Origin of the sequence: Pseudarthrobacter oxydans, assembly GCF_030812335.1 — a bacterium.
In the GTDB taxonomy this organism is placed as follows: Bacteria; Actinomycetota; Actinomycetes; order Actinomycetales; family Micrococcaceae; genus Arthrobacter; species Arthrobacter oxydans_B.
Genome location: NZ_JAUSSN010000001.1, coordinates 102875 through 124939 on the forward strand (window position 1 = coordinate 102875; position 22065 = coordinate 124939).

Here is a 22065-nt window from a genome sequence, read left to right on the forward strand (position 1 = left end):
CCCTAGGCCGCGGGCCGCCGGGCGGGATCCGGGGAAGTTCCTCCCGGACTGCGCCTCGGCCCCGGGGCGACAGGCGCTCCCCGCTGGGGCGGCATGGCTTCGCGCCGGAGCGAGAAGCGGCTCACCGTGGCGGTTCCGCCCGCGCCGACCACGGCCGCGAGCGCGGCGGTCGAAGCCCGGAGTGATGGATCCTCGCTGGCCGCAACGTCCCGGGCGCCGTCGGCATAGCGGTCCATGGCGTGGCCGGGCCCCATCCCAGGCTCCAGCCATTCGTGTCCGGGGACCGGGGCGGTCAAAGTGACGGTCACCCGGTCCTTCAGGTCGGGGTTGGGCGTCCCGTCCGCCCCGGGCACCCAGTCCTGCTCGTGCTCCAGGTGCAGGCTGCCGGTGCCTGGCCCTGGCTCGATCCCGCCCACCGGGGAACCTGCCGTGAGCACGAACTTCAGCTCGTAGTCGGCCAGAAACGCCTTGTCCCGGCCGAGGTTCATGGCGTGGATACCGCCCTGGCTGTAGCCCACGGCGGCCACCTGGTCGCCCGCCTCGGCGCCGGCCTCCGCCAGGGCCTGACGGATGGCCGCGGCGGTCTCGGCCGAATCGTAGCCGAGGCCCTCTGCGATCCCGGCGGTGTCAAAGGGATTGGTGCCCTGCGGCAGTCCGTCCAGCTGCGTTCCGGGGATGACCACCGCCCAGGCGCGGTTGCCGCGCTCCCCCAGCCGGAGGACCTCGATCTCGCCGCTGTTCCGGCCGACGTCCCCGGCCCGCAGCAGCAGCCCGGCCGGTGAGACATCGACCTCCTCCGTCCGGGTCTCCCGGCCCGCGATCCGGACGGGCCGGGGCCGCAGGAAGTCCAGTCCCGGCTCGTCCGCCAATCCACGGATCACGGCCCGAACACCGCCCGCCGGTCCCCCTGCCGCCGGGGCGCCGGCCGGCAGGCCCAGCAGCAGCGCCAGCCTTCCGGGCGCCAGCGAGAACTCGTCCTCCACCGTGTCGCGGACGGTCAGCGGCGGCAGGCCGGCCAGACCCCACAGCGGCCCGTATCCGGGGCCGGCCCGGCCGATCCGCAGGAGCAGGGTGTTCCTGGCTTCGGCGGACTCGTACTCCCGGTGGCTCGCCCGGACCTCACTGCAGAGACGCTCCAGCTCTGCCCGGACGCGGCCGAGGGCCAGGGCTCCCTCCCCGACGGCGGTAATCGCAGCACTGCCGGAGGCGTACGAGTCGGACTGGTAGGGGAACAGCGCGCGGCGCACCCGTTCTCCCTCCGCCTCCGCGGCAGCCAGTTCCCGGACGAGGCCGTCCAGCGCAGAGGCTCCCGCCAGCAGTTCCTCGAACGAGAAACTGAGGCCGCCCACTCCGCCCCGGATCCGCAGCATCCCGTCCACCGGAGCGGCGGGGACGGGGGCTCCCCCGGAACCGGCCGGTGACACCTCCGCCATCAGGGCCCCGGCCGCCCCGGGGACAGAGCCACGTTCCGAGCATGGCGGAGCACGGCTGCAGCGGCCTCCTGCAGGGCTGCGCGGCTGCGGCGCAGGGAGGCGGCCTGCAGGGACACCGCAGTCCGGTAGGCCCGTCCCGCAGGGGACTGCCAGCTCTGCAGTTCCACGCGGGCCAGGCCAGCCAGCACAGCGTCGGTGTGGTCTGCGCAGGCGGCCACCCGGGCGGCGAGCTGCTGGACCTCGTAGCTGCGCGAGACGCACGCCCCGGCATCAGAGGCCAGGACACCCCCCGCGGACGCCCCGCCGCCCCCGGGGCTGTTGCTGGTGTGGGCGCTGGTATCGGCGCTCCCGCTGGTCATGTCACCGACCTTAGGGACCCCCGCCCACGGCCTGAAGCCCCCCGCCCGGCCATGTGGACAACTGCCGGTGAAACCGCAGTGAGCACCGGGGAACCCGGCCGGAAGTCACATGGATCAGCGCGCTTAAGGCCCGGCGGGACTTCGTGAAAGAATCGGAGCATGCCTGAAACTGCCGCCACAGCCGATACCCGCACGCCGTCCGGACGCCTGGCCCTCGCCGCGTCCTCACAACAGATCGCGCTCGGCCCGCTGGACGGCCGGTACCAGTCCGCCGTCGCGCCGCTGGTCGACTACCTCTCCGAGGCCGCCCTCAACCGCGACCGGGTCGCCGTCGAGGTTGAATGGCTCATCCACCTGACCGGCAACAACGTGCTCCCCGGCGCCGGGCCGCTGACTGCCGAGCAGCAGGAGAAGCTGCGCGCCATCGTCACCGAATTCGACGCCGGCTCGGTTGCCGAACTGGCGGACATCGAAGCCGTCACCGTGCACGACGTCAAGGCCGTCGAGTACTACATCGGCCGCCGCCTGCCGGGGATCGGCATCGAACACCTGACCGCCATGGTGCACTTCGGCTGCACGTCCGAGGACATCAACAACCTCTCCTACGCCCTGGGCATCAAGGGCGCCGTGGAGGACGTCTGGCTGCCCGCCGCCCGGCAGCTCGTCGCGCAGATCAGCGCCATGGCCGGGGACAACCGGGCCGTGCCGATGCTTTCCCGCACGCACGGCCAGCCGGCCACCCCCACCACCCTCGGCAAGGAACTGGCCGTCATCGCGCACCGCCTGACCCGCCAGCTGAACCGCATCGCCCGGACTGAATATCTCGGCAAGATCAACGGCGCAACCGGCACCTACGCGGCCCACGTGGCCTCCGTCCCGGGCGCCGATTGGGAGCACGTCGCCAAGGGCTTCGTTGAAGGCCTGGGCCTGAGCTGGAACCCGTTGACCACGCAGATCGAAAGCCACGACTGGCAGGCGGAGCTGTACGCCGACGTCGCGCGGTTCAACCGGATCCTGCACAACGTCTGCACGGACATCTGGAGCTACATCTCGATCGGCTACTTCGTGCAGATCCCGGTCGCCGGCGCCACCGGTTCCTCCACGATGCCGCACAAGGTCAACCCGATCCGCTTCGAGAACGCCGAGGCCAACCTGGAGATCTCCTCCGGGCTGTTCGATGTCCTGGGCTCCACCCTGGTCACCTCGCGCTGGCAGCGGGACCTCACCGATTCCTCCTCGCAGCGCAACATCGGCGTCGCCTTCGGCCACTCCCTGCTCGCCATCTCCAACGTGGCCAAGGGCCTGGACCGCCTGAAGGTCGCCGAGGACGTGCTGGCCGCGGACCTCGACACCAACTGGGAAGTCCTGGGCGAAGCCATCCAGATGGTCATGCGCGCCGAGGCCATCGCCGGCGTCGAAGGCATGGAAAACCCCTACGAGCGGCTCAAGGACCTGACCCGCGGGCAGCGCGTCGACGCCGCCAGGATGCGGGAATTCGTCCAGAGCCTGGGCCTGTCGGCGGACGCCGAAGCCCGGCTGCTGGCCCTGACCCCCGGCAGGTACACCGGCATCGCGGACAAGCTGGTGGACCACCTCGCATGAGGCTCCTGCTCATCCGCCACGGCCAGACGCCCGGCAACGTCCTGGGCCAACTGGACACCGCCCACCCGGGCCCCGGGCTGACCGAGCTCGGCGAACGGCAGGCCGCCGCGCTGGCGCGGTCCCTGGCGAATGAGCAGATCGACCTTCTCTTCGCCTCCACACTGATCCGCACCCAGATCACGGCCGCGCCGCTTTCAGCCGTCCGCGGCCTGGAGATCGAGGTGCTGGAGGGCCTGCGGGAGATCGAGGCCGGGTCCCTGGAGAAGCTCACCGACAAGAAATCGCACCTGCGCTACCTTGGAACCGTGTTCGGCTGGGCGGCCGGGGAACTGCACCGCAGGATGCCGGCCGGGCCCAGCGGGCACGACTTCTTCGAACGCTACGACGCCTCGATCACACGGATCGCCGCCGCGGCCGACGGCGACACCTCGACGGTGGCCGTGGTCAGCCACGGCGCCGCGATCCGCGTCTGGGCGGGCCTTCGGGCCGGCAACGTGGAGGCCGGCTTCGCCGCCCGCCACGGCCTCGCCAACACCGGGATTGTGGCCTTGGAAGGGGATCCCGACGCCGGCTGGCGACTTATCCACTGGGACGACAGTCCGGTCGGCGGCCTGGCACTGCTGGACCCGACGGCGGAGGACCCGGCCGGCGGCACGCTGTAGCTGAATTCTCCGAACCCTAACGCGCAGGAAACACGGCCGAAACCGGCGGTGCCTACCGTTGATCTGCATAACCCTTCGGCGAAGCGAGGCAGCCATGCAGACCAACCCGCGGCTCAACATCCGGCAGGTCACCTGGGCCAACCCGGTGGGCGCGGATCTCCGTGCAGCCCAGCAGGCCGAACTCGACGCCCGCTTCGGCACTAGCGACCATGAACCCGGCCCGCCGCCGTCGGAGGCTGACACGGCCGTGTTCCTCGTCGCCCACGACAAGGCCTCCGGTCAGCCCGTGGGCTGCGGCGGCCTGCGCATCCTCGACGCGCACACTGCCGAGATCAAGCGGCTCTACGTGCTCCCGTACACCCGTGGTTCCGGGGTGGCCAGCTCCATCCTCGCGGCCCTGGAGGCGCACGCGCACAGCCTCGGCATCACGTCCATCACCGCCGAGGCCGGCTCGGTGCAGACTGACGGCCGGCAGTTCTACCAGAACTCCGGCTTTGTCCCGGTGCCGAACTTCGGGCCGTACATCGGGGTGGAGCACTCCTACTGCTACTCGAAAGCCATCGACTCGCACAGCGCCGCCCACACCGCCATGGCCTAGGCGGGGTACTGCGTTTGCCCCCGTCAGCCGGCAGCAGCGCCGCCGCGCCTGCCGGTCAGCCGCAGCAGCCCGTCGCGCAGGGGCTGGGCAGTCTCCGCGAGTGCCAGCCGTGCCATGGCGGAGGACGCCACGCGTAAAGCCTGGCTGCGCAGCAGCCTCCGCCGGTTGTACGCCCGCAGGGCCTCCGGGACGGGGCGGGAGTTGAGCAGTCCCGCGAGTGTGACGGCGTCGATCAGCGCCTCGCAGGCGCCGCGCCCCAGGTTGGGCGTCATGCCGTGCGCCGCATCCCCCACCAGCACCGCACCGTTCCGCTGGTAGCTGCCGGGGAAGGGCACCGTCCAGACCCGTTGTGCCAGCGTCTGCCCCGGCGTCGCGGCCGCCAGGACGCGGTCTATGCCTGCAGCCCGGCCGGACAGCCGCGCGCGGGTGAGCGCCAGGGCCTCCCCGACATCGATGCCGCCGGGCCCCAGCCCCGACCGGTAGGAGGCGTACCAGTAGGTCCGGCCGCGGGACGCGGGAGTGATGCCAAACAGCTGCCCGCGCCCCCAGTATTCACCTCCGCCGCCGGGCGGCACCGGTTCGTCGATGATGCCGCGCAGCGCAAGATAGGGGCTGAGTCTGGCCCTACTGCGTTCGCCCCAGAGCCTCCGGCGGACAATGCTGTGCACCCCGTCGGCGCCGACGACGAGGCCCGAACGCGGCAGTGATGCCACCGGGCCGTAGGCTCTGGCCACCGGGGCCGGCACCGCCGCGTCCAGCAGCCGGAGCAGGTCCGCACGTGAAACCCCGATGATGCCTGGTGCCCGGGCCGTGAACAGAACGGCCCCGGATCCGTCCCGGAGTGCCATCCCGCCAAAAACGGAACCGGCTGCCCGGACGGCCGGGAGAATCCCCACTTCGTCCAGGGCCTGCTGGGCTTCCGGCCACATGGCCAGGGACGTCTCCACCTGCGGCGGCTCGTTCCGCCGCTCGTGGACGGTCACCTGAAAGCGTCTGGGGTCAAGGCATGCCGCCAGCGCCAGTCCCGCGATGCCGCCGCCGACGACCGAGAGAGCGTCCATGCCCAGAGTCTACGGCCGGTGCCGGCTGTGGGGGATCCCGTCATACTCCCGCGGGCCGCGCCGCCGTCGGCTAATCTCGCACTATGGAACCGGCCGACATCACCTTCCGCACCCGCAAGTGGGTGCGGCCCGAAGACCTGAACGCGAACGGCACGCTGTTCGGCGGAAGCCTGCTGAAATGGATCGACGAGGAAGCGGCGATCTACGCCATCCTCCAGCTCGGCAACGGCCGGGCCGTCACCAAGTACATCTCCGAAATCAACTTCGTCAGCTCGGCCGTCCAGGGCGACCTGATCGAAATGGGGCTCACGGCCACCCGCTTCGGGCGGACCTCGCTCACCATGCGCGCCGAGGTCCGCAACATGATCACCCGGCAGAGCATCCTCACGATCGAGGAAATCGTCTTTGTGAACCTCGATCCGCGCGGCAAGCCCGCACCGCACGGGTACACCGAGATCACCTATGACCGGGACCGGATCCCGACGCACCACCTGACGGAGACGCTCGAGGAGGACTAGGGGAGGCTCTGGCCCCGGGTCCTGCTCCGGGCGGACACGGATCGTCGCCTGCCTCCGTTGCGGACGGCAGTGGCGGTCCTGTCAGGTCCAGAAGTCGTCGCCTTTGGCCGTGTCCTCGGAGAACTCCCGCCCTTCCGCAATCTTTCCGCCGCGGACCACAAACGCGATGACGGTGGCCAGGTCCAGAGTCTTGCCGTTGTTTTCTCCGCGGGTTTGCTGGATCGCTACCGTGTGGTTTTCCCCGCCGACGATGTCCTGGACATTGGCCTGGAACGAACCCTGTGTGCGAGCTCCCAGTTCACCGAAGTACGCCAGGACTGCATCACGCCCCTGTTTGGTTCCCGATAGCACACCGCTGCCGGCAGCGTGCCAGACGGCGTCCTCCGCGAACAACTCGCTGAGGGTCGCCATATCGCCTGCGTTGAAGGCCTCGTACCCACGCCGGACCAGTTCAGCATTTTCTGCGGCTCCCATGTCGGGCACCTCTCCGTCATCTTTGTCGGGTTGTCGGGTTGTTGGGACGATTTAAGGCTATTCCTGGACCGGGGGCATGTCGATGGATCCCCTCATTACGGCCGGGTGCGAGTCCGGCGCACCTGCAGTCAAGCCGGGCGCCCCCGGATGTTCACCGCGTGTTGACGCCGCGGGCGCCGGACGTTCACACGGACGCACCAGACTCGGTGGCCAAGGTCGGGCTATTTCATCGATTTGATAGCCATTACCGCTCAATCCGGCGCCGTCCGCTATAGGCTGGCCGGACAAATGCCATCCGGCCCCGTTCAGGAATGAGTCTCACTCGTGCGCAGATTGAAAACCATGGTTGCCGGCGCCGTCGCCGTCGCCCTTCTTTCCGGTTGTGGAGCGGGCGCCGCAGCCCCCGCCGCGTCCGAAGCAGCTACCGGGCCCGCCGCCGTCGCCCCCTCGGGACCGCCCTCCGGCGAAACACTGATCGTCTACACCAATTCCAACGGTGAAGGCCGTGGCGAGTGGCTGACGGCGAAGGCTGCGGAAGCCGGCTTTAAGATCGAGATCGTCGGCGCCGGCGGCGCGGACGCCACCAACAAGCTGATTGCGGAGAAGAACAACCCGATCGCGGACGTCGCCTTCGGGCTCAACAACATGTACTTCGAGCAGGTCAAGGCGGCCGGCGCCATCGCACCGTTCACGCCCGCCTGGTCCGCGGAAGTCGACGCCGCCAAGGGCGACCCGTCCGAGAGCAAGGCGTACTGGCCGCTGGTCCAGCAGGCCATCCTGCTCGGCTACAACACCGAGAAGTTCAGCGCGGACGAAGCGCCCAAGGACTGGACCGATCTGTGGACCCAGGACAAGTTCAAATCCCGCTACGAGCGGGTTACCGGCCTCGGGACGGCCACCGCGCAGCTGGTCTTCGCCAGCATCCTGACGCGGTACAAGGACGAGACCGGCGACCTGGGCGTCTCGGACGAGGGGTGGAAGCAGGTGGAAGCGTACTTCAAGAACGGAACACCGGCCGTGGCCAAGACCGACCTGTTCGCCCGCATCGCCGCGGGGGACACGGACATGGGACAGATGCCCTCCTCAATCATTCTCGAACGTGAAAAGTCGTTCAGCGTCGATGTGGCGACCGTGATGCCGTCCGTAGGCGTACCGCTGGCCATCGAGCAGGTCGCCCTGGTCAAGGGAACGGACAAGCAGGACGAGGCCCTCAAGTTCATCGACTGGTTCGGCAGCGCGAAGACCCAGGGTGAGTGGTCCCAGCAGTTCAACTCCATGCCGGTGAACAAGGCTGCCGTGGCCACGGCCAAGCCCGAGGTCGTCGAATTCTTCAACACGCTCAAACAGCAGGACATCGACTGGACCTTCGTGCAGGAGAACATGGGCGCTTGGGTGGAAAAGATCGAACTGGAATACATGAGCTGACCCGAGCCCGGGCTGCAGCCGGCCAGCCGGCTGCAGCCCGGGCTTTTTCCGTCGGACACCCCGCTTCGACGCCAGCCAAGGACAGGTTGCCATGATCCGTTTCGAGAACATCGAAGTCACCTTCGGCGACTTCACCGCCATCCCCAGCCTTGATCTCCAGGTAGAACCGGGGGAATTCTTCACCCTGCTTGGACCCTCGGGCTGCGGAAAGACAACCGCGCTCCGCACCCTGGCGGGATTCATCGAGCCGTCCGCCGGCGAGATCTACGTCGACGGCAAGGCTGTCACCCGGCTCCCGAGCGACAAGCGCCAGGTCGGCATGGTGTTCCAGAACTATGCCCTGTTCCCCAGCATGAGCGTGTGGGAGAACATCGCCTTCGGGCTCCGGGTGCGCAAGGAGAAGCCGGCCGAAAGTGACCGCCTCGTCCGCGATATCGCCCGGCGGGTTGACCTCTCCGAGGACCAGCTGCGCAAAAACGTGGCGGAGCTGTCCGGCGGACAGCAGCAGCGCGTCGCGGTCGCCCGGGCGCTCGTGTTGCAGCCCAAGATCCTGTTGCTCGACGAGCCGCTCTCCAATTTGGACGCCAAGCTTCGCCACCAGCTCAGGCAGCAGCTCAAGGATCTTCAAAGCGAATTCGGCATCACCACGGTCTACGTCACCCATGACCAGGACGAGGCCCTGGCGATGAGTGACCGGGTGGCCGTCTTCAACAAGGGGGTGGTGGAACAGATTGGCACTCCGCAGAGCATCTACGACGAGTCGGCCACCGAGTTCGTCTGCAATTTCATCGGGGACAGTTCACGCCTGACGGCCGCGTTCGTCGAGGAGCTGAACCGGCAGTCAAGCCACGTCCTCGATCCCACGGCCAACTCCTACCTCCGCGTGGAAAAGGCATCGCTGGATCCCGCCGGCGGCAACGGCTCGTCCGTCCCGGTGCAGGGAACTGTCGTCTCGAAGACCTACCACGGCCTGCACAGCCGGTTCATCGTCCGCTGCCACGACGCCGATATCCGGCTGCTGGTCAAAGAGGACGGCGGGACCCATCCCGCCACGGGCAGCCAGGCCACGGTGTACGTCCAGCCCTCCCACGTCCTCCAGTACCACCCGGAGACAGGTGTCTCACTCAGAAACCGCCTGCAGGAAGTGACCAGCCTGTGAGCACGGCGGGCGGCTCGAACGGCGCGAGCATCCGGAGCATGCTCCGCTCCCCCGCAGTCCTGATCGTCGGGGTCGTGCTGACCTGGTTCATTGCGGCCTTTCTCGTCTGGCCCAATGCCAATGTGCTGATCCAGACCTTCTTCCCGGACGGGAGCTTCTCCGGGCGCGCCGCCGAGAAGCTCTTCTCCTCCCAGCGGGCGATGAAATCCCTGGGCAACAGTTTCCTGCTGGCGGTCGCCCTGTCGATCACGGTCAACGTGGTGGGAATCTTCATTGTGCTGGTGACCCAGTACTTCAGGATCCGCGGCTCCAAGGTGCTGTTTCTCGGCTACGCCACCACCTTCATCTACGGCGGCATTGTGCTGGCGGCCGGTTACAAATTCATCTACGGGGACAAGGGCATCGTGACCGGTTTCCTGGTGGGGCTGTTTCCCGGCATGGATCCCGGCTGGTTTTCCGGTTTCTTTGCCGTCCTGGCCGTCATGACGTTCGCCACCACGACGAACCACATGCTATTCGTCACCAACGCGCTGAAGGGCGTGGATTACCAGACCATCGAGGCGGCCCGGAACATGGGGGCCTCCACCTGGACCATCCTCCGGCGTATCGTCCTGCCGATGCTTAAGCCGACGCTCTTCGCCGTCACCGTCCTCTCGTTCCTGACCGGTCTCGGAGCGCTCAGCGCACCGCAGGTTCTCGGCGGCCGGGAGTTCCAGACCATCACGCCAATGATTCTCACCTTCAGCAACAGCCCGACGTCGAGGGACCTCGCCGCCCTGCTGGCCGTGATCCTCGGTGTGGCCACCATCCTGATGCTGGCGGTCATGACCCGGCTGGAAAAGGGCGGAACGTACTTCTCGGTGTCGAAAGTCTCGTCCGGACTGCAGAAGCAGCAGATCCGCAACCCCGTGGCCAACGCTCTCGTCCACGCCGCCGCGTACCTGCTGTTCGCCGTCTACACGCTGCCCGTGGTGCTGATCGTGGTGTTCTCCTTTGCCGACGGCGCCGCGATCCAGACCGGCCAGCTGCTGCCGGCGAGCCTGACCTTCGACAACTACATCCGGGTCCTCACCCAGCCCTCGGGCCTGCGGCCGTTCATCATCAGCATCGTCTACAGCGCGCTGGCCGCGCTGATCGCCGTCGGAGGCCTGCTCTTCGTGGCCCGGCTCCTGCAGAAGTACCGCAACTGGGTGACGTCGGTGGTGGAGTACCTCCTCCACATCCCGTGGATCCTCCCCTCCGCCCTGCTCGCCCTGGGCCTGATCCTCAGCTACGACCATCCGAACCCGCTGGTGGGCGGCGCCGTCCTGACCGGGACCACGGTGATCCTGCTCATCGCCTTCGTGACCGTCAAGATCCCGTTCACCCTGCGGATGCTCAAGGCCTCCTTCACCTCGGTCAACTCCTCGCTCGAGGAAGCCGCCAACATTATGGGCGCCAAGACGCTGTACGTGTTCCGCCGGATCCTGCTGCCGATCGTCCTGCCGGCAGCCGCGGCGATCACGGCGCTCAACTTCAACAGCATGCTCGACGACTACGACACCGCCATCTTCCTGGCCCACCCGCTGTACCAGCCCCTGGGCCTGGTGATCAAGGCCAACACCGACGGCGCCGATGGTGTCGACGGGGTCTCCAACACCTTTGTCTACACGGTGCTGCTGATGGTCATCACGGGTGTGACGATGTATCTGGTCTACGGCCGGGCGGGCCGGAAGGCCGCCCGAGCCGGGAGGGCAGGCACGGGTGACAAGGGGAGCACGACGCCGGCCCTGATCGAAGCGGCGCCGGCCGAATCGGTGCGCGTCCCATAGCTAGCCCGCGGGCACCCCCGGTGATAGTGCGCGCCCGGAATCAGTGCGCGCCCGGCCAGCCGGTGTAGGCCTCGGCGAGGTAGGCCCGGCCGTGCCGGGAGGACACCACCGAGTTGAGCTCGCCGAGCTGGCGGGCGCGGGCGAAGTCGTCGGCATCGACCGGGGTGTGCAGCATGGACGTCATCCAGTAGGAGAACTGCTGGGCCTTCCAGACCCGGTCCAGGGCGCGGTCGCTGTAGGCATCCAGAAGCACGGTGTTTCCGGTCTTGTAGAAGCTGTCGAGGCCTTCAAAGAGCACCTTGACGTCGTGCAGTGCCAGGTTCAGGCCTTTGGCGCCGGTCGGCGGGACGGTGTGGGCGGCGTCGCCGGCGAGGAACAGCTTGCCGTGCCGCATCGGGGCGTGCACGAAGCTGCGGAACTTCAGGACCGTCTTGTCGATGACCGGCCCCTCCTTGAGCTCGAAGCCGTTGCCGTTGACCCGGCTGCGGAACGCGTCCCAGATCCGGTCCTCGCTCCAGTTGTTGACGTCCTCGTTCGGGTCGCACTGGAAATACATCCGCTGGACGGTTTCGGTCCGCTGGCTGATCAGCGCGAAGCCGTTCTCGGAGTTGGCGTAGATCAGTTCGTCGGAGCTGCGCGGGGCTTCGGCCAGGATCCCGAACCAGGCGAACGGGTACTCATGGAAGTACCACTTGCGCCGGACTTCCGGGATCTGGAATCGGCTGTGGCTGCGCGAGCCGTCCGCGCCGGCGATGAAGTCCGCCTGCAGCTCCCATTCCACGCCGTCGGCGTCGGTGAACCAGACCTTCGGCGTGCCTTCGAGGTCATGGATGGTGGTGTCGGTGACGCTGTAGCGCACGTCGCCGCCGTCGGCCTGGCGCCGGGCGGCTAAATCGAGGAAGACGTCCGTCTGGGGGTAGAGCCAGACCGACTCGCCGACGAGGTCCTGGAAGTCGATCCGGTGGCTTTCGCCGTTGAAGCGCAGCTCGATGCCGTCGTGCCGGTCGCCGTCGCGCAGGACCCGGTCCGAGACGCCGCTGTCCACAAGCATCTTCACGGAGCCGTGTTCCAGGATGCCCGCGCGGACGGTTTCCGAGATTTCCTGGTGGCTGCGGATCTCGATCACGGTGGATTCGATGCCCTGTCGGGCCAGCAGGTGGGAGAGCATCAGCCCTGCCGGGCCGGCGCCCATGATGGCGACCTGGGTGGTGATGACGTTGCGGTTTGCCATGGTGTCCTCGCTTCGTTGCGGGGCCCGGACTGGTGGGCGTCGGGGGCCGTGTGGGTTCTCTGGCTCCAGTGTGCGCCCGGGCACGTGATGGGCGTTACACGGATTCCGCTGAATGGAAGGCGGGTGACGCCGTCGCTCCCAGCAGCTGGCGGCCGATCCCGCGGGCAGCCGTCTGCAGGGCCGGAACCAGCGCCTGAAGCCGCATCTCGCGCAGGGGTACGACGACGCCGAGCGCGGCCACGGTGCGGCTCTTCGCGTCCCGCACGGGGACGGCAATCCCCCAGGTGTCCGGGTCCACGACGCCGGCCAGTTGCGCGAAGCCGTGGGCGGCCGTCTCCTGGAGCAGGGTGCGGAGATCCTCCGGCCGGACCTTGCCGGCCGGATCGTGGAACTGGTGGAGGTACTCCGCCTGGACCGGCGCCGGCTGGTTGGCCATCAGCGCCAGCCCGGCGGAGGACACGTGCACCGGCATCCGTCCGGCGACCTGGGCCCGGTTCGCCACGGAGCCGCGGCGGGACAGCCGCTCGACGAAGAGTGCCTCCCAGCCCTCCAGCACGGCCAGGTTCACGTTCTGGTTCAGCACCTGCTGGATGTCCTCCATAAAGGGCATGGCCGCCTGGCGGAGGGCCAGGGTGGGCGAATTCCGGTTGACCAGCTCCCACAGGCGCAGGCCCAGCCGGACGGATCCCCCGCTGCCCAGTTCCAGGAGGCCGTGCCCGGCCAGCTGCCGGACCAGCCGGTGGGCCGTGCTCAGCGGCAGTCCGGCCCGGTCCGCGAGTTCGGAGAGGGGCAGCACGGTGACGCCCTCGGGGAACGCCGAGATCACCCGGACGACGCGGTCCACCACGGAATCCCCGGTGCCCGAATTAGCCATCGCCGTCACTTCCGTTGAATGGATCCTACGTCAACTCTACGCCGCGGCGCCCCGCCGGCCCGGGGGTGCGCAGCGCTAGAGGGCCCGGTTGAGGCTTCGCCGCAGGAGCCCGGCGCCCAGCACGAGCAGTGCCGCGGCCATGCCGGCAAGCACCCCCAGCTCGGGCAGGACGTCACCCAAGGTGCCGTCGTGGCGCTGGATGGCCGATAACGCCTCGTACGCCCAGCGGTGCGGCGTGGCGAACGAGACCGCGGCCAGCGTTTCCGGGAAGAACTCGGGCGGCACCATGCAGCCGCCCAGGCCCGCCAGCACGAGTCCGGCGCCCACACCGACGCCGGCGGCGGCGGTGTCGTTGTCCATCACCGAGCCGACCATCATCGCGGCGGCGGCCGAGACGGCGCAGAAGAGCACCAGCACGAGGGCCGAGAGCCACAGGTTGCCCCAGTCGACGCCGAACAGCAGCGCGGTGCCGACCATGATGAACCCGCCCTGGACGAAGGCGATGGCAAAGCGTCCCAGCGCCTGCCCGGCCACGACCTGGCCGCTGGACACCGGAGCGGACATGACCCGGCCCACGACACCGAACCGCCGCGCCTGGATCAGCGTGGCCGCACCGGTGAGTGAGCTGAGGAAGACAAAGAGCAACAGCTGCTGCGAGGCGCCGAGATCGAACTTCCCCAGTCCCCGGAACTCCTGCACGACGTCGCCGGTGTCCACGATCTGCACTGTCGGCGCCGCCACCTGCGCGGCGGCCTGGTCCAGGGCCGGGCGGGCCTGCTCCTCGGGGATTCCGGCGCCGGTCAGGGCAGCGAGCTGGCTCCGGTCCAGGCCCACGGCCTGCACGGCCGTGCGGACCTGCTGCAGCACGGCCTGGGCCGAGGACTGCGAGGCCATCACCACGGCAAGCTCGGCCGGCCGGCCGGCATGGAAAGCGGCAGCGTCGGCGTCGTCAAGGAACATGCCGACGTCGGTGCGGCCGCGGCGGAGGTCCGCCCTGGCCGCGTCCTCACCGCTTGCCGTGACGTCGACGCCGGCGGACTCGAGCTCCGCGGTCAGGGCCTGGGTGAGCGTGCTGCCGGGTCCGGCGATGGTCACCCGGGGCTGGCCGCTGCCGGCACCGAACTGCGAACCGAGCAGCAGGATGAGCATGAGCGGAAAAATGAAGACGAAGAAGAGGTTCGACTTGTCCCGCAGAAAGCGACGCAGTTCCACGGTGGCGATCGCGACGATGGCGCTCATGCCTGCGCCCCCCGGTCCGGGAGGATGCGCGCGAGAAGCAGCCCGGCCGCGGCGAACGCCAGCATAACCGCGACCGGCCCCGTCACGTCCCCGACGTTTCCGCCCCCGGCGGAGATCCCGAGACCCCGGTTGAACGCGCCGATCGGGTTGAGGTCCAGCAGCGTTGCGGCGAAACCGGTGCCCTGGACCGGGAAGAAAGCGCCGCCCGCGATCCCCAGCACCACCGCCAGGATGGACTGCGCCACGTTGGCCTGCTCCGCCGTCCGGACCAGCCGCGCGACGACGAACGTCAAGCTGGTCGCGGCCGTCACGACGCTCAGAATCAGCGCGGCCACCACGAGCGGGGAGCCGAAGGAGACGCCGAACAGCTGGGAGCCGGCGGTGAGCAGGACGGTGGTGGCAACGACGCCCAGGATGAAGCCGGTGCAGGCCTTGGCCGTGATCACGGCGGCGCCGGTGACCGGCATCGACCGCAGCCGGGCCAGGGTGCCCTGTTCCCGCTCCGCGAGCAGCCCCAGCACACCGAATCCGACGGTGAACATCAGAAACAGCCCGGCCTGGCCCGCCACGAGCGTGCCGCGGAGCGAGAGTTGTTCCGCGGCGGCCTGCCCTTCGGTCAGGGTGAGCAGGGACGGTCCGGCCGCAGCGTGCCGGGCCAGCGCCGCGAGATCCTGGCGCGGCAGCCCGGAAAGGCCGCCGGCGGCGGCGGTCACCGTGCCGGCGGCGAACTGGTCCACGACCCCCTGGACCACGGAGATCAGCACGCCGGATTCCAGCGAGGCGTTGTCACCCTCAACGAGCTGGACCGACGCGGCCTGGCCGGAGAGCACCGCGTTGCTGAAGCCCTCGGGAATGATGATGCCGAGGTCGGCGCCGCTGGCCTGGGTCTCGTGGCGGACGTCCGCGGCGGGGACCCGCTTGATGGTGACGTCCATGATCTCGAGTGAATCAACGGCGCCGAGCAGTGCGGCACCCAGCTGGTCGGCGTCGTCCGCGCTGGCGACGACGGTGGCCGGCTGCAGGTCAACGGTGTCCTCACCGAGTCCGCCGAACACCAGGCTCAACACGCCCATGAGCGCGAGCGGGACGATGAGGGAGAAGATGAAGACGGACTTGTCCCGGATGCGCTGGCGCAGGTCCTTGGCGACCATGGTCCACAGACCGGGCATCTCAGTCCCTCAGCGCTTTGCCGGTCAGGTGCAGGAACACGGACTCCAGGTCGGGCCGGACAATCTCCACCGACGTGACGGACATTCCGGCGTGCCCGGCTCCGGTCACGATCCCGGCGAGTGCGGTGGGTCCGTCGCTGACGGTGAGGATAAGCCCGGCCCCGTCGTTGTCGACGTGCTGCACCGCCGGCAGCCCGCGCAGGGCCTCCGCGGCCCGGGACATGCTCCCGCCGCCGCGCAGGTTGATCCGGTCCACGCCGCCGGTGAGCGTGATCAGCTCGTCCCGGGTGCCCTCGGCCTGGACCCGGCCCTCGTCAATGATCGCAATCCGGTCGCAGAGCCGCTCGGCCTCCTCCATGTAGTGCGTGGTGTAGAGCACCGCCATGCCTTCGACGGAGAGCCTTTCCACGGATTCGAGGATGGCGTTGCGGGACTGCGGATCCACCCCGACTGTCGGTTCGTCCAGGATCAGCAGGGTGGGGCGGTGGAGCAGGCCGATGCCGATGTTCAGCCGCCGTTTCATGCCGCCTGAGTACTTTTTGGTCAGGTCACCGGCACGGTCGTTCAGGCCGATCAGCTCCAGCACCTCGTTGGTGCGCCGGGTCAGCTCCCTGCCGCGGAGCCCCTGGAGCCGGCCGAAGAATTTCAGGTTCTCCCGCGCGGTCAGGTCCGGGTAGATGGCCAGTTCCTGCGGGACGAGGCCGATAATGCGCTTGGCTTCCGTCTTGGACGGGGTCATGGCCCGGCCCGCCACACGGACGGTTCCCCCGTGGGCGGGGATCAGGCCCGCGACCATGGAGATGATGGTGGTCTTACCGGCGCCGTTGGGTCCCAGCAGCCCGTAGGTTTCGCCGGAGCGGATGTGGAAGGAAACACCGTCGACGGCGGTCAGCTCCCCGTAGCGCCTGACCAGTCCGCTGACGTCCAGCACGTCCCTGGTTTGTGTCTGTACTACTTCCACCAGCATCCCCCGCCGCTTTGTTGTGTCCAGCCTAGCCTCGGGGTCCGGCCGGGCAATGGACAGGGACCTTATTCCCGGTGCCGTGTCCCGAGACGGGCGACGAATCCGGAGACCAGGCCGCGGAAGTGATAGCGTCTAGCGGTTGATTCCCGCGCCCCGGGACACGGCACACAGAACCAAATCAAGGCACACCGGAGGACCCATGCTCAAAGGATTCAAGGACTTCATCCTGCGCGGCAACGTGATCGAACTGTCCATCGCCGTCGTTGTCGGCACGGCTTTCACCGCCCTGGTCGGCGCGTTTACCTCGAACATCGTGAACCCGATCATCGCGGCAGCCGGCGGGGTTGAGACCAACGGGCTGGGCTTCCCCATCTGGCCGGGGAACGAGAAGACCTTCGTCAACTTCGGCGCCGTCATCACGGCGTTCGTCACGTTCATGATCACGGCCGCCGTCGTGTACTTCATTTTCGTGGCGCCGATGAACCGGATCAACCATCTGGTCAAGAAGCGCCTCGCCACAGCGGAGCCGGAGGAGAAGCCGCTCCCGGCGGACACGGCGCTGCTGGCCGAAATCCGTGACCTGCTGGCCCAGCTCGCCGGCGCGGAACACGGGCGGTCGTCCGGCCCCACCCTGGCGCGGGACGGCGAACCGGCTGTGGACCGCATTGACGATCTGGCCGGCGCGCGCACTCGGGAGCAGACCGTCGAGGCGGCCGGCAGGCGCGGCCGCTAGTCTGAGCGGAATCGTCACCGGCCGGCAATAGGCCTGTAACAGCCGCCGGACATCATGGGACCCATGAAGCCCTCAGCCCTTGGCAAGAATCACGGCCAAACACAGGATCCGGCCGCCGCCGAACTGAGCTGCGAGGTCTGCGGCCAGATGCCCGAACCGACCAAGACCCGGCTGACCCTGGCCAACGTCGCCGTCATGCTGCCGATCGAGCTGGCCGTGCATGCCGCGGTGGTGGGGACGCACCTGCCCTATGTGGCGAAGGTCCTGGTCCTCACGCTGACCGCCACCGTCCTGGTCATCTGGGTCGCGGAACCATCCGCGGCGCGGATGCTGCGGCGCTGGCTGCACGCCCCGGCCCTGCGGCACCGCCGCCGGCTCGGGGCCGCACCGGCCCTGTGGCGGGCCCGCACCGTCTTAAAGGACCGGCCGGGGTCACTGCAGAAACTCACGCAGTCGCTGGCCAGGCTGGACACCAACATCCTGAGCATCCATGTGCACCCGGTCGACGGCGGCGTGCTGGATGAGTTTGTGCTGTCCGCGCCCGGCGAACTCGGCGAAGCGGAGCTGCTGAAGGCCCTGCGCGACGGCGGCGGCTTCGACCCGCATGTCTGGCCCACCACGGCACTGGCCATGGCTGACGGGCAGACCGGGGCGCTGAGCCTCGCGGCAAGGATCGCAGCCAACCCGGCGGAGCTGCCGCTGGCGGTCGCTGAACTGCTCCGCGCACGGATCGAGGCCAGGCCGGGTACGGGCGCCGCGGCTGCCTCTGCCAAGGCGGGCACGGCGCCGTCCCCGGACGGATCCGTGCTGAGGATCCCGACCGCCTGGCACGGCCCCATCACCTTTGTCCGTCCCGGCGAGCCGTTCACCCCGGCGGAGTCAGCCCGGGCGCACCGGCTGGCCGAGCTCGCCGAGATCCTCGCGCACAGCCCTGCCACCGGCCGGTGAAGGCGCGGGTTCCGCGCTGCATTTCAGCGTCGGTCAAGTGTTTCCTGGGTGTTCCCTCAATGTTCCTCGGAGTTCCCCTGGTGTTGTTCGCTCAGTGGAGGTTGCCGCCGGCACCCGGCTGTCGGGTGCTGGCGTCGCGTTCCCACCCCGCCGGATGTGCGGTGCCCCGGCGGCCAGCCAGGGCAAAGCCCATGTAGACCGAGGCGTGGACGGCGGAGAGAGGACCGCGAATCGAGCGAACGACCTCCGACAGCGTCTGACTGGCCGTGCTGTGCCCGTCGTTCTGCTCGGCGTTGCCGCGGTAGACGCGGTGCAGCACAGCCAGTTGATCCTTGGGTGTCCTCGGCGGGCAGATCACCACCGGCTCCACGTCCAGGACGGCTTTTTCTGAGGGCTCAAAGAGACGGTCCACGAACAAATCATCGGCTGTCAGGTTGGGGAACTGCTCGAAACGCTGCCGCCCCTCCTGGGACAGGCCGTACACACCGCCTCCCCACAGTCCGCTGCGGGCCGCCGGCAGATGCAGTCTGGTGCGGTAGTACGAGTGGATCAGGGGGTGCGCGTGCTGAAGGTCGAAGCGAACAGCCGGACGGGCGGCGAGAACCTGGCCGGAGAGCAGCGCGTTGAGCACGGCGCGCACAGTGCCCGGACTGATCTGCACGTCCGCGTCGAGATACAGCCGCGGCCAGTGCGAGGCGACGGCATCACCGGCGTTGAGCGCGGCGGTCTTGGACGGCTGCTCTAACTCCAGCACCGTCACGCCCTCGAACTGGCCTGCAATCCTGGCGGTATCGTCGCTGCAACCATTGCAGGCCACAATGACCTCCAGTTGTCCGGTCGCAGCCAGCCTGGCCAGCGGCGCCAGGGTCCGCGCGATCACGGAGGCCTCATTATGCGCCGGAATAATCACGGAGCCGTGGGGGAAACTTCCGGCGTCCGCGTTCATCCCGGGGTCCGAGCCCGGTCCGGGCAGCGCAGTCCAGCTGCCCTGGTCGAGCACCGTCCGCAGTACACCACGGTGTTCCGGCTTCCAGCACCGCAACAGTTCAGACAACACGACGGCCCCGTGAAAAACCGCCGAGTAGGCAGCGGAATGGTACTTACGGATGTAGCGAACACGGTTGACGGCCAGGAGCGCATTCAATTCCGGTGAGTTTCCGGAAGCCCCTCCGGTGTGGTTCATGACGGCCTCGGGCTCGTACCAGACGGTTTCCCCCATGGTCCGCAGGCCCCGGAAGAAATCGGTCTCCTCGCTGTAGAGGAAGTAGGACTCGTCCCACGCCAGAGCGTCCGCCAGCGGACGCCGGACCATCAGCGCAGCACCGGTCGCCCAGTCCACAGGGTGGGGGTGGGCGTAGCTTTCCGGGGCGTAGTCCGTGCCGGCCAGCCAGCCTGGCCGGTTGGGCGCCCGCCTTCCCAGCAGTGCATCGCCCACAGCCGTGGCGACGGTTGGCTCCCGGTAGAGTGAACGGCTAGTGACGCCCCGCTCGTTCAAGAGGCGTGGAACCACGGCCCCGGCCTGCGAGGCAATCAGCCGATGCATCATCGTTTTGAAGCTGCCCGGTTCCACCGTGAGGTCGGGGTTAAGCACCACCACGGTGGCCGCATCGCCTGCCCGGCACATGGCGGCGTTGATGCCACCGGAGTAGCCCAGATTGCCGCCCGTACTGAACGCATGGACGTCGGGGTGGCTGCGGCGCACCAGGTCCAGGGTGCCGTCGCTGGAGGAATTATCTGCGACGAGAACACGCAAGGTCAGGTCGGCTGTTTCCACCCGCAGGCTCTCCAGCAGCGTCTCCACGCATCCAGAGCTGTTGTAGGTGACAATGACGACGACGGCGTCCGCCGAACCCTCCGGCCCGGTGAAGCGGCCCGGAGTCCGCGGGGCAGGGGCGGCCTGGGTCAGGGGTTCGGTGCGGGCCGGCGGGACGGCGCAGGAGGCGGTCCGCAGCTTCAAGTAGGCCGGCGGTCCGTCAACGAGATAGCGGCCGGCCAGCCGCCTGGGCTCCAGGGCCAGCCGGTAACCCCATTCCAGGCCGTGCTCACAAAACCAGTCGGGGGCCCGCTGGACCCTGCCGGCCAGGAAGTCGACCGCCGCGCCGAAGGCCAGCAGGACAGCCGCCCCCGTGGCCTCCGCGTACCGGTCGATCCAGAGCTCCTGGCGGGGCTTGCCGAGTCCCACGTAAAGGATCTGCGTGCCGGACGCGGCAATCTCGCCGGCGATCCGCTCGGAGTCAGGGACTGAGGCCAGTTCCTCCCGGCTCGGAGACCACATGCCGGAGAGCTGCAGGTCCGGGTGCTCATTTGCGATCTTCTGCGACAGCAGCCGCTGGTTGGCTTCGGACCCGCCGAGGAATCCCACCCTCAGCCCGAGTTGCTCTGCCCGCGCCAGCAGGGGCGATGCCAGATCGCTGCCGGCGAGCCGTGGCCACCGGTGCCCGGTGATTCGCTGGGACTGGGAAACCAGGGGCGCTCCGTCAAGGAGGTAGAGCCAATCCACGCCACTCGCGGGGTCCGCATGCAGGGTACCCGCCCATCGGCCGCCGGTTCCAAAATGGTGCAAATGATCCAGGTTGACCGAAGCAACCCCGAGCGGCGGGAGGCCGGCACCGTCGGTCACCCTGGCGAGTATCCTCTTCAGCGCCGGTTCGGGTTCCATCAGATCCACCGGTGTGCCGCCAAGAATGACCTTGCTTCTATCCAGCTTTTCCACGCCGCCTCCTCAGTCCATTACCGCTGGCGTTAATTGCCCGCTGGTTTCGACGTACCTCCGGCCGGTGGCCGGGCAGAGCCAGCTGCCGCCGTCCTGCTTGAGCGGGTGCCCGGCCTCACCCACCCAGCCCGTCTGCCTGGCCGGGACGCCGACGACGACGGCGTACGCCGCAACGTCCCGCGTCACCACCGCTCCGGCAGCCACCGTTGCCCACTCGCCAATGGACGCCGGGGCGATACAAACGGCGCCGGCCCCGATGGACGCCCCCTTGCCGACGGTGACGCCGACAGCGACCCAATCGTCCGAATCCTTGAGCGTCCCGTCCGGGGTGATCGCCCGCGGGTGCAGGTCATTCGTGAGCACCGCCGCGGGGCCGACGAAGACGCCGTCAGCCAGGCATGCCGGCTCATAGACGAGGGCGTAGTTCTGCAGTTTGCAGTTGTTGCCTAGGACGACGCCGGGTCCCACATAGGCGCCGCGTCCGATGTTGCAGTTGCTGCCCACACTGGCGTCCTCGCGGACCTGTGCGAGGTGCCAGATCCTCGTTCCCTCTCCAATGGCGGCCGTGTCTGCCACGTCCGCCGTTTCGGCGATGGATGTCATGGCGCTCCTCCTGGTATCGGGCTCAGCGCCCGGGTCCGGCGCTGTCACTTGCGCGGGGCGTGTTCGAATTACCCGAATGGCCACAGCACCAAGCACAGCACCCAAGGTGTTGTTCACAACGTCACCCAAACTTGCATAGCGCTGGCTCAACGCAAGGTACTGGACGGTTTCGATCGTGGCTGAGATCAGCAGGCCAGCGACCCCCGCCAGCCACCACCGGCGGATCGGCAGGAGCAGGGCGATCATCAGCCCCAGAGGAACAAAGAGGACGACGTTAGCAGCCCCCTCAACGTGTATGTATGTCATGCCGGCTGTCAGGGGGTTGCCCCGCACAGCGTCAATAAGATCCTTCAGCAGACCGGCCAGGGGACGCTCCACGGGCGTCGGCCAGGCGCCGACGAACGCGAGGCCAACGAGATAAAGCGCCAATGCGGTGAGCAAGATCCCCCGGTGAGCCTTCGCTTTCATCGCCTGGCTTCCCGCAGGGGA

At 68.5% G+C, this 22065-nt stretch carries 20 protein-coding genes and 1 pseudogene; 9 read left to right on the forward strand and 12 right to left on the reverse strand.

Features of this window, described 5'->3' with window-relative positions:
• Positions 1–2: 2 nt before the first annotated feature.
• Both J2W14_RS00495 and J2W14_RS00500 read right to left on the reverse strand, forming a co-directional pair.
• On the reverse strand, positions 3–1433 hold the full coding sequence (locus J2W14_RS00495; RefSeq protein ID WP_307456839.1) for a hypothetical protein: 1431 nt from the start codon (positions 1431–1433) through the stop codon (positions 3–5).
• Positions 1433–1792, reverse strand: a complete 360-nt coding sequence (locus J2W14_RS00500; protein ID WP_307456842.1) for a hypothetical protein — start codon at positions 1790–1792, stop codon at positions 1433–1435. Before J2W14_RS00500 ends, J2W14_RS00495 begins: the two co-directional genes overlap by 1 nt.
• A 159-nt stretch (positions 1793–1951) precedes the next feature.
• Between J2W14_RS00500 and purB the strand changes: the two genes are divergently transcribed.
• From purB to J2W14_RS00515, 3 genes are all read left to right on the forward strand, one after another.
• A complete protein-coding gene (gene purB / locus J2W14_RS00505; protein WP_307456844.1) occupies positions 1952–3394 on the forward strand; it encodes an adenylosuccinate lyase in 1443 nt (480 codons plus the stop codon).
• A complete protein-coding gene (locus J2W14_RS00510) occupies positions 3391–4056 on the forward strand; it encodes a histidine phosphatase family protein (RefSeq protein ID WP_307456847.1) in 666 nt (221 codons plus the stop codon). Before purB ends, J2W14_RS00510 begins: the two co-directional genes overlap by 4 nt.
• Positions 4057–4150: 94 nt before the next feature.
• Complete coding sequence (locus J2W14_RS00515; protein WP_307456849.1) at positions 4151–4654, forward strand: GNAT family N-acetyltransferase; 504 nt, start codon at positions 4151–4153, stop codon at positions 4652–4654.
• A gap of 23 nt (positions 4655–4677) precedes the next feature.
• Here J2W14_RS00515 and J2W14_RS00520 read toward each other — a convergent pair whose 3' ends face one another.
• Positions 4678–5715, reverse strand: a complete 1038-nt coding sequence (locus tag J2W14_RS00520; RefSeq protein WP_307456851.1) for an FAD-dependent monooxygenase — start codon at positions 5713–5715, stop codon at positions 4678–4680.
• An 83-nt stretch (positions 5716–5798) separates the two neighbouring features.
• Between J2W14_RS00520 and J2W14_RS00525 the strand changes: the two genes are divergently transcribed.
• A complete protein-coding gene (locus J2W14_RS00525; RefSeq protein WP_307456853.1) occupies positions 5799–6233 on the forward strand; it encodes an acyl-CoA thioesterase in 435 nt (144 codons plus the stop codon).
• A gap of 81 nt (positions 6234–6314) precedes the next feature.
• Here J2W14_RS00525 and J2W14_RS00530 read toward each other — a convergent pair whose 3' ends face one another.
• Positions 6315–6707 (reverse strand): nuclear transport factor 2 family protein, encoded by a 393-nt coding sequence (locus J2W14_RS00530; RefSeq protein WP_307456856.1) that lies wholly within the window; start codon positions 6705–6707, stop codon positions 6315–6317.
• A 324-nt stretch (positions 6708–7031) separates the two neighbouring features.
• On the opposite strand from J2W14_RS00530, the gene J2W14_RS00535 reads away from it, so the two are divergent.
• The 3 genes from J2W14_RS00535 (at position 7032) to J2W14_RS00545 (ending at position 11102) form a co-directional block, all read left to right on the forward strand.
• A complete protein-coding gene (locus J2W14_RS00535; RefSeq protein WP_307456859.1) occupies positions 7032–8132 on the forward strand; it encodes an extracellular solute-binding protein in 1101 nt (366 codons plus the stop codon).
• Positions 8133–8223: 91 nt separating this feature from the next.
• Complete coding sequence (locus J2W14_RS00540) at positions 8224–9291, forward strand: ABC transporter ATP-binding protein (RefSeq protein WP_307456861.1); 1068 nt, start codon at positions 8224–8226, stop codon at positions 9289–9291.
• A gap of 38 nt (positions 9292–9329) precedes the next feature.
• Positions 9330–11102 carry an ABC transporter permease gene (locus tag J2W14_RS00545; RefSeq protein WP_307458239.1) on the forward strand — a complete coding sequence of 591 codons (1773 nt, stop codon included), beginning with the start codon at positions 9330–9332 and terminating at the stop codon, positions 11100–11102.
• Between the two features lie 40 nt (positions 11103–11142).
• Here J2W14_RS00545 and J2W14_RS00550 read toward each other — a convergent pair whose 3' ends face one another.
• From J2W14_RS00550 to J2W14_RS00570, 5 genes are all read right to left on the reverse strand, one after another.
• Entirely contained in the window at positions 11143–12333 is a 1191-nt protein-coding gene (locus J2W14_RS00550) for a 4-hydroxybenzoate 3-monooxygenase (RefSeq protein WP_307456863.1), read from the reverse strand.
• Positions 12334–12427: 94 nt separating this feature from the next.
• Entirely contained in the window at positions 12428–13207 is a 780-nt protein-coding gene (locus tag J2W14_RS00555) for an IclR family transcriptional regulator (protein ID WP_307456865.1), read from the reverse strand.
• Positions 13208–13282: 75 nt separating this feature from the next.
• Positions 13283–14446 (reverse strand): ABC transporter permease, encoded by a 1164-nt coding sequence (locus J2W14_RS00560; RefSeq protein ID WP_307456868.1) that lies wholly within the window; start codon positions 14444–14446, stop codon positions 13283–13285.
• A complete protein-coding gene (locus J2W14_RS00565; protein WP_307456870.1) occupies positions 14443–15615 on the reverse strand; it encodes an ABC transporter permease in 1173 nt (390 codons plus the stop codon). Before J2W14_RS00565 ends, J2W14_RS00560 begins: the two co-directional genes overlap by 4 nt.
• Position 15616: 1 nt before the next feature.
• Positions 15617–16582 (reverse strand): ABC transporter ATP-binding protein, encoded by a 966-nt coding sequence (locus J2W14_RS00570; RefSeq protein WP_307456874.1) that lies wholly within the window; start codon positions 16580–16582, stop codon positions 15617–15619.
• 196 nt (positions 16583–16778) lie between these two features.
• Between J2W14_RS00570 and mscL the strand changes: the two genes are divergently transcribed.
• Both mscL and J2W14_RS00580 read left to right on the forward strand, forming a co-directional pair.
• Positions 16779–17312, forward strand: a complete 534-nt coding sequence (gene mscL / locus J2W14_RS00575; RefSeq protein WP_307456876.1) for a large conductance mechanosensitive channel protein MscL — start codon at positions 16779–16781, stop codon at positions 17310–17312.
• A gap of 63 nt (positions 17313–17375) precedes the next feature.
• A complete protein-coding gene (locus J2W14_RS00580; RefSeq protein ID WP_307456878.1) occupies positions 17376–18260 on the forward strand; it encodes an amino acid-binding protein in 885 nt (294 codons plus the stop codon).
• A 91-nt stretch (positions 18261–18351) separates the two neighbouring features.
• Here the strand turns inward: J2W14_RS00580 and J2W14_RS00585 are convergent, their stop codons facing one another.
• From J2W14_RS00585 to J2W14_RS00595, 3 genes and pseudogenes are all read right to left on the reverse strand, one after another.
• A complete protein-coding gene (locus J2W14_RS00585; protein WP_307456881.1) occupies positions 18352–20973 on the reverse strand; it encodes a WecB/TagA/CpsF family glycosyltransferase in 2622 nt (873 codons plus the stop codon).
• A 9-nt stretch (positions 20974–20982) separates the two neighbouring features.
• Positions 20983–21576, reverse strand: coding sequence for an acyltransferase (locus J2W14_RS00590; protein ID WP_307458241.1), 594 nt, complete (start codon positions 21574–21576; stop codon positions 20983–20985).
• Positions 21577–21654: 78 nt separating this feature from the next.
• Positions 21655–22044 (reverse strand): annotated as a pseudogene (locus J2W14_RS00595) (VanZ family protein); the annotation flags it as partial.
• Positions 22045–22065: the final 21 nt, after the last annotated feature.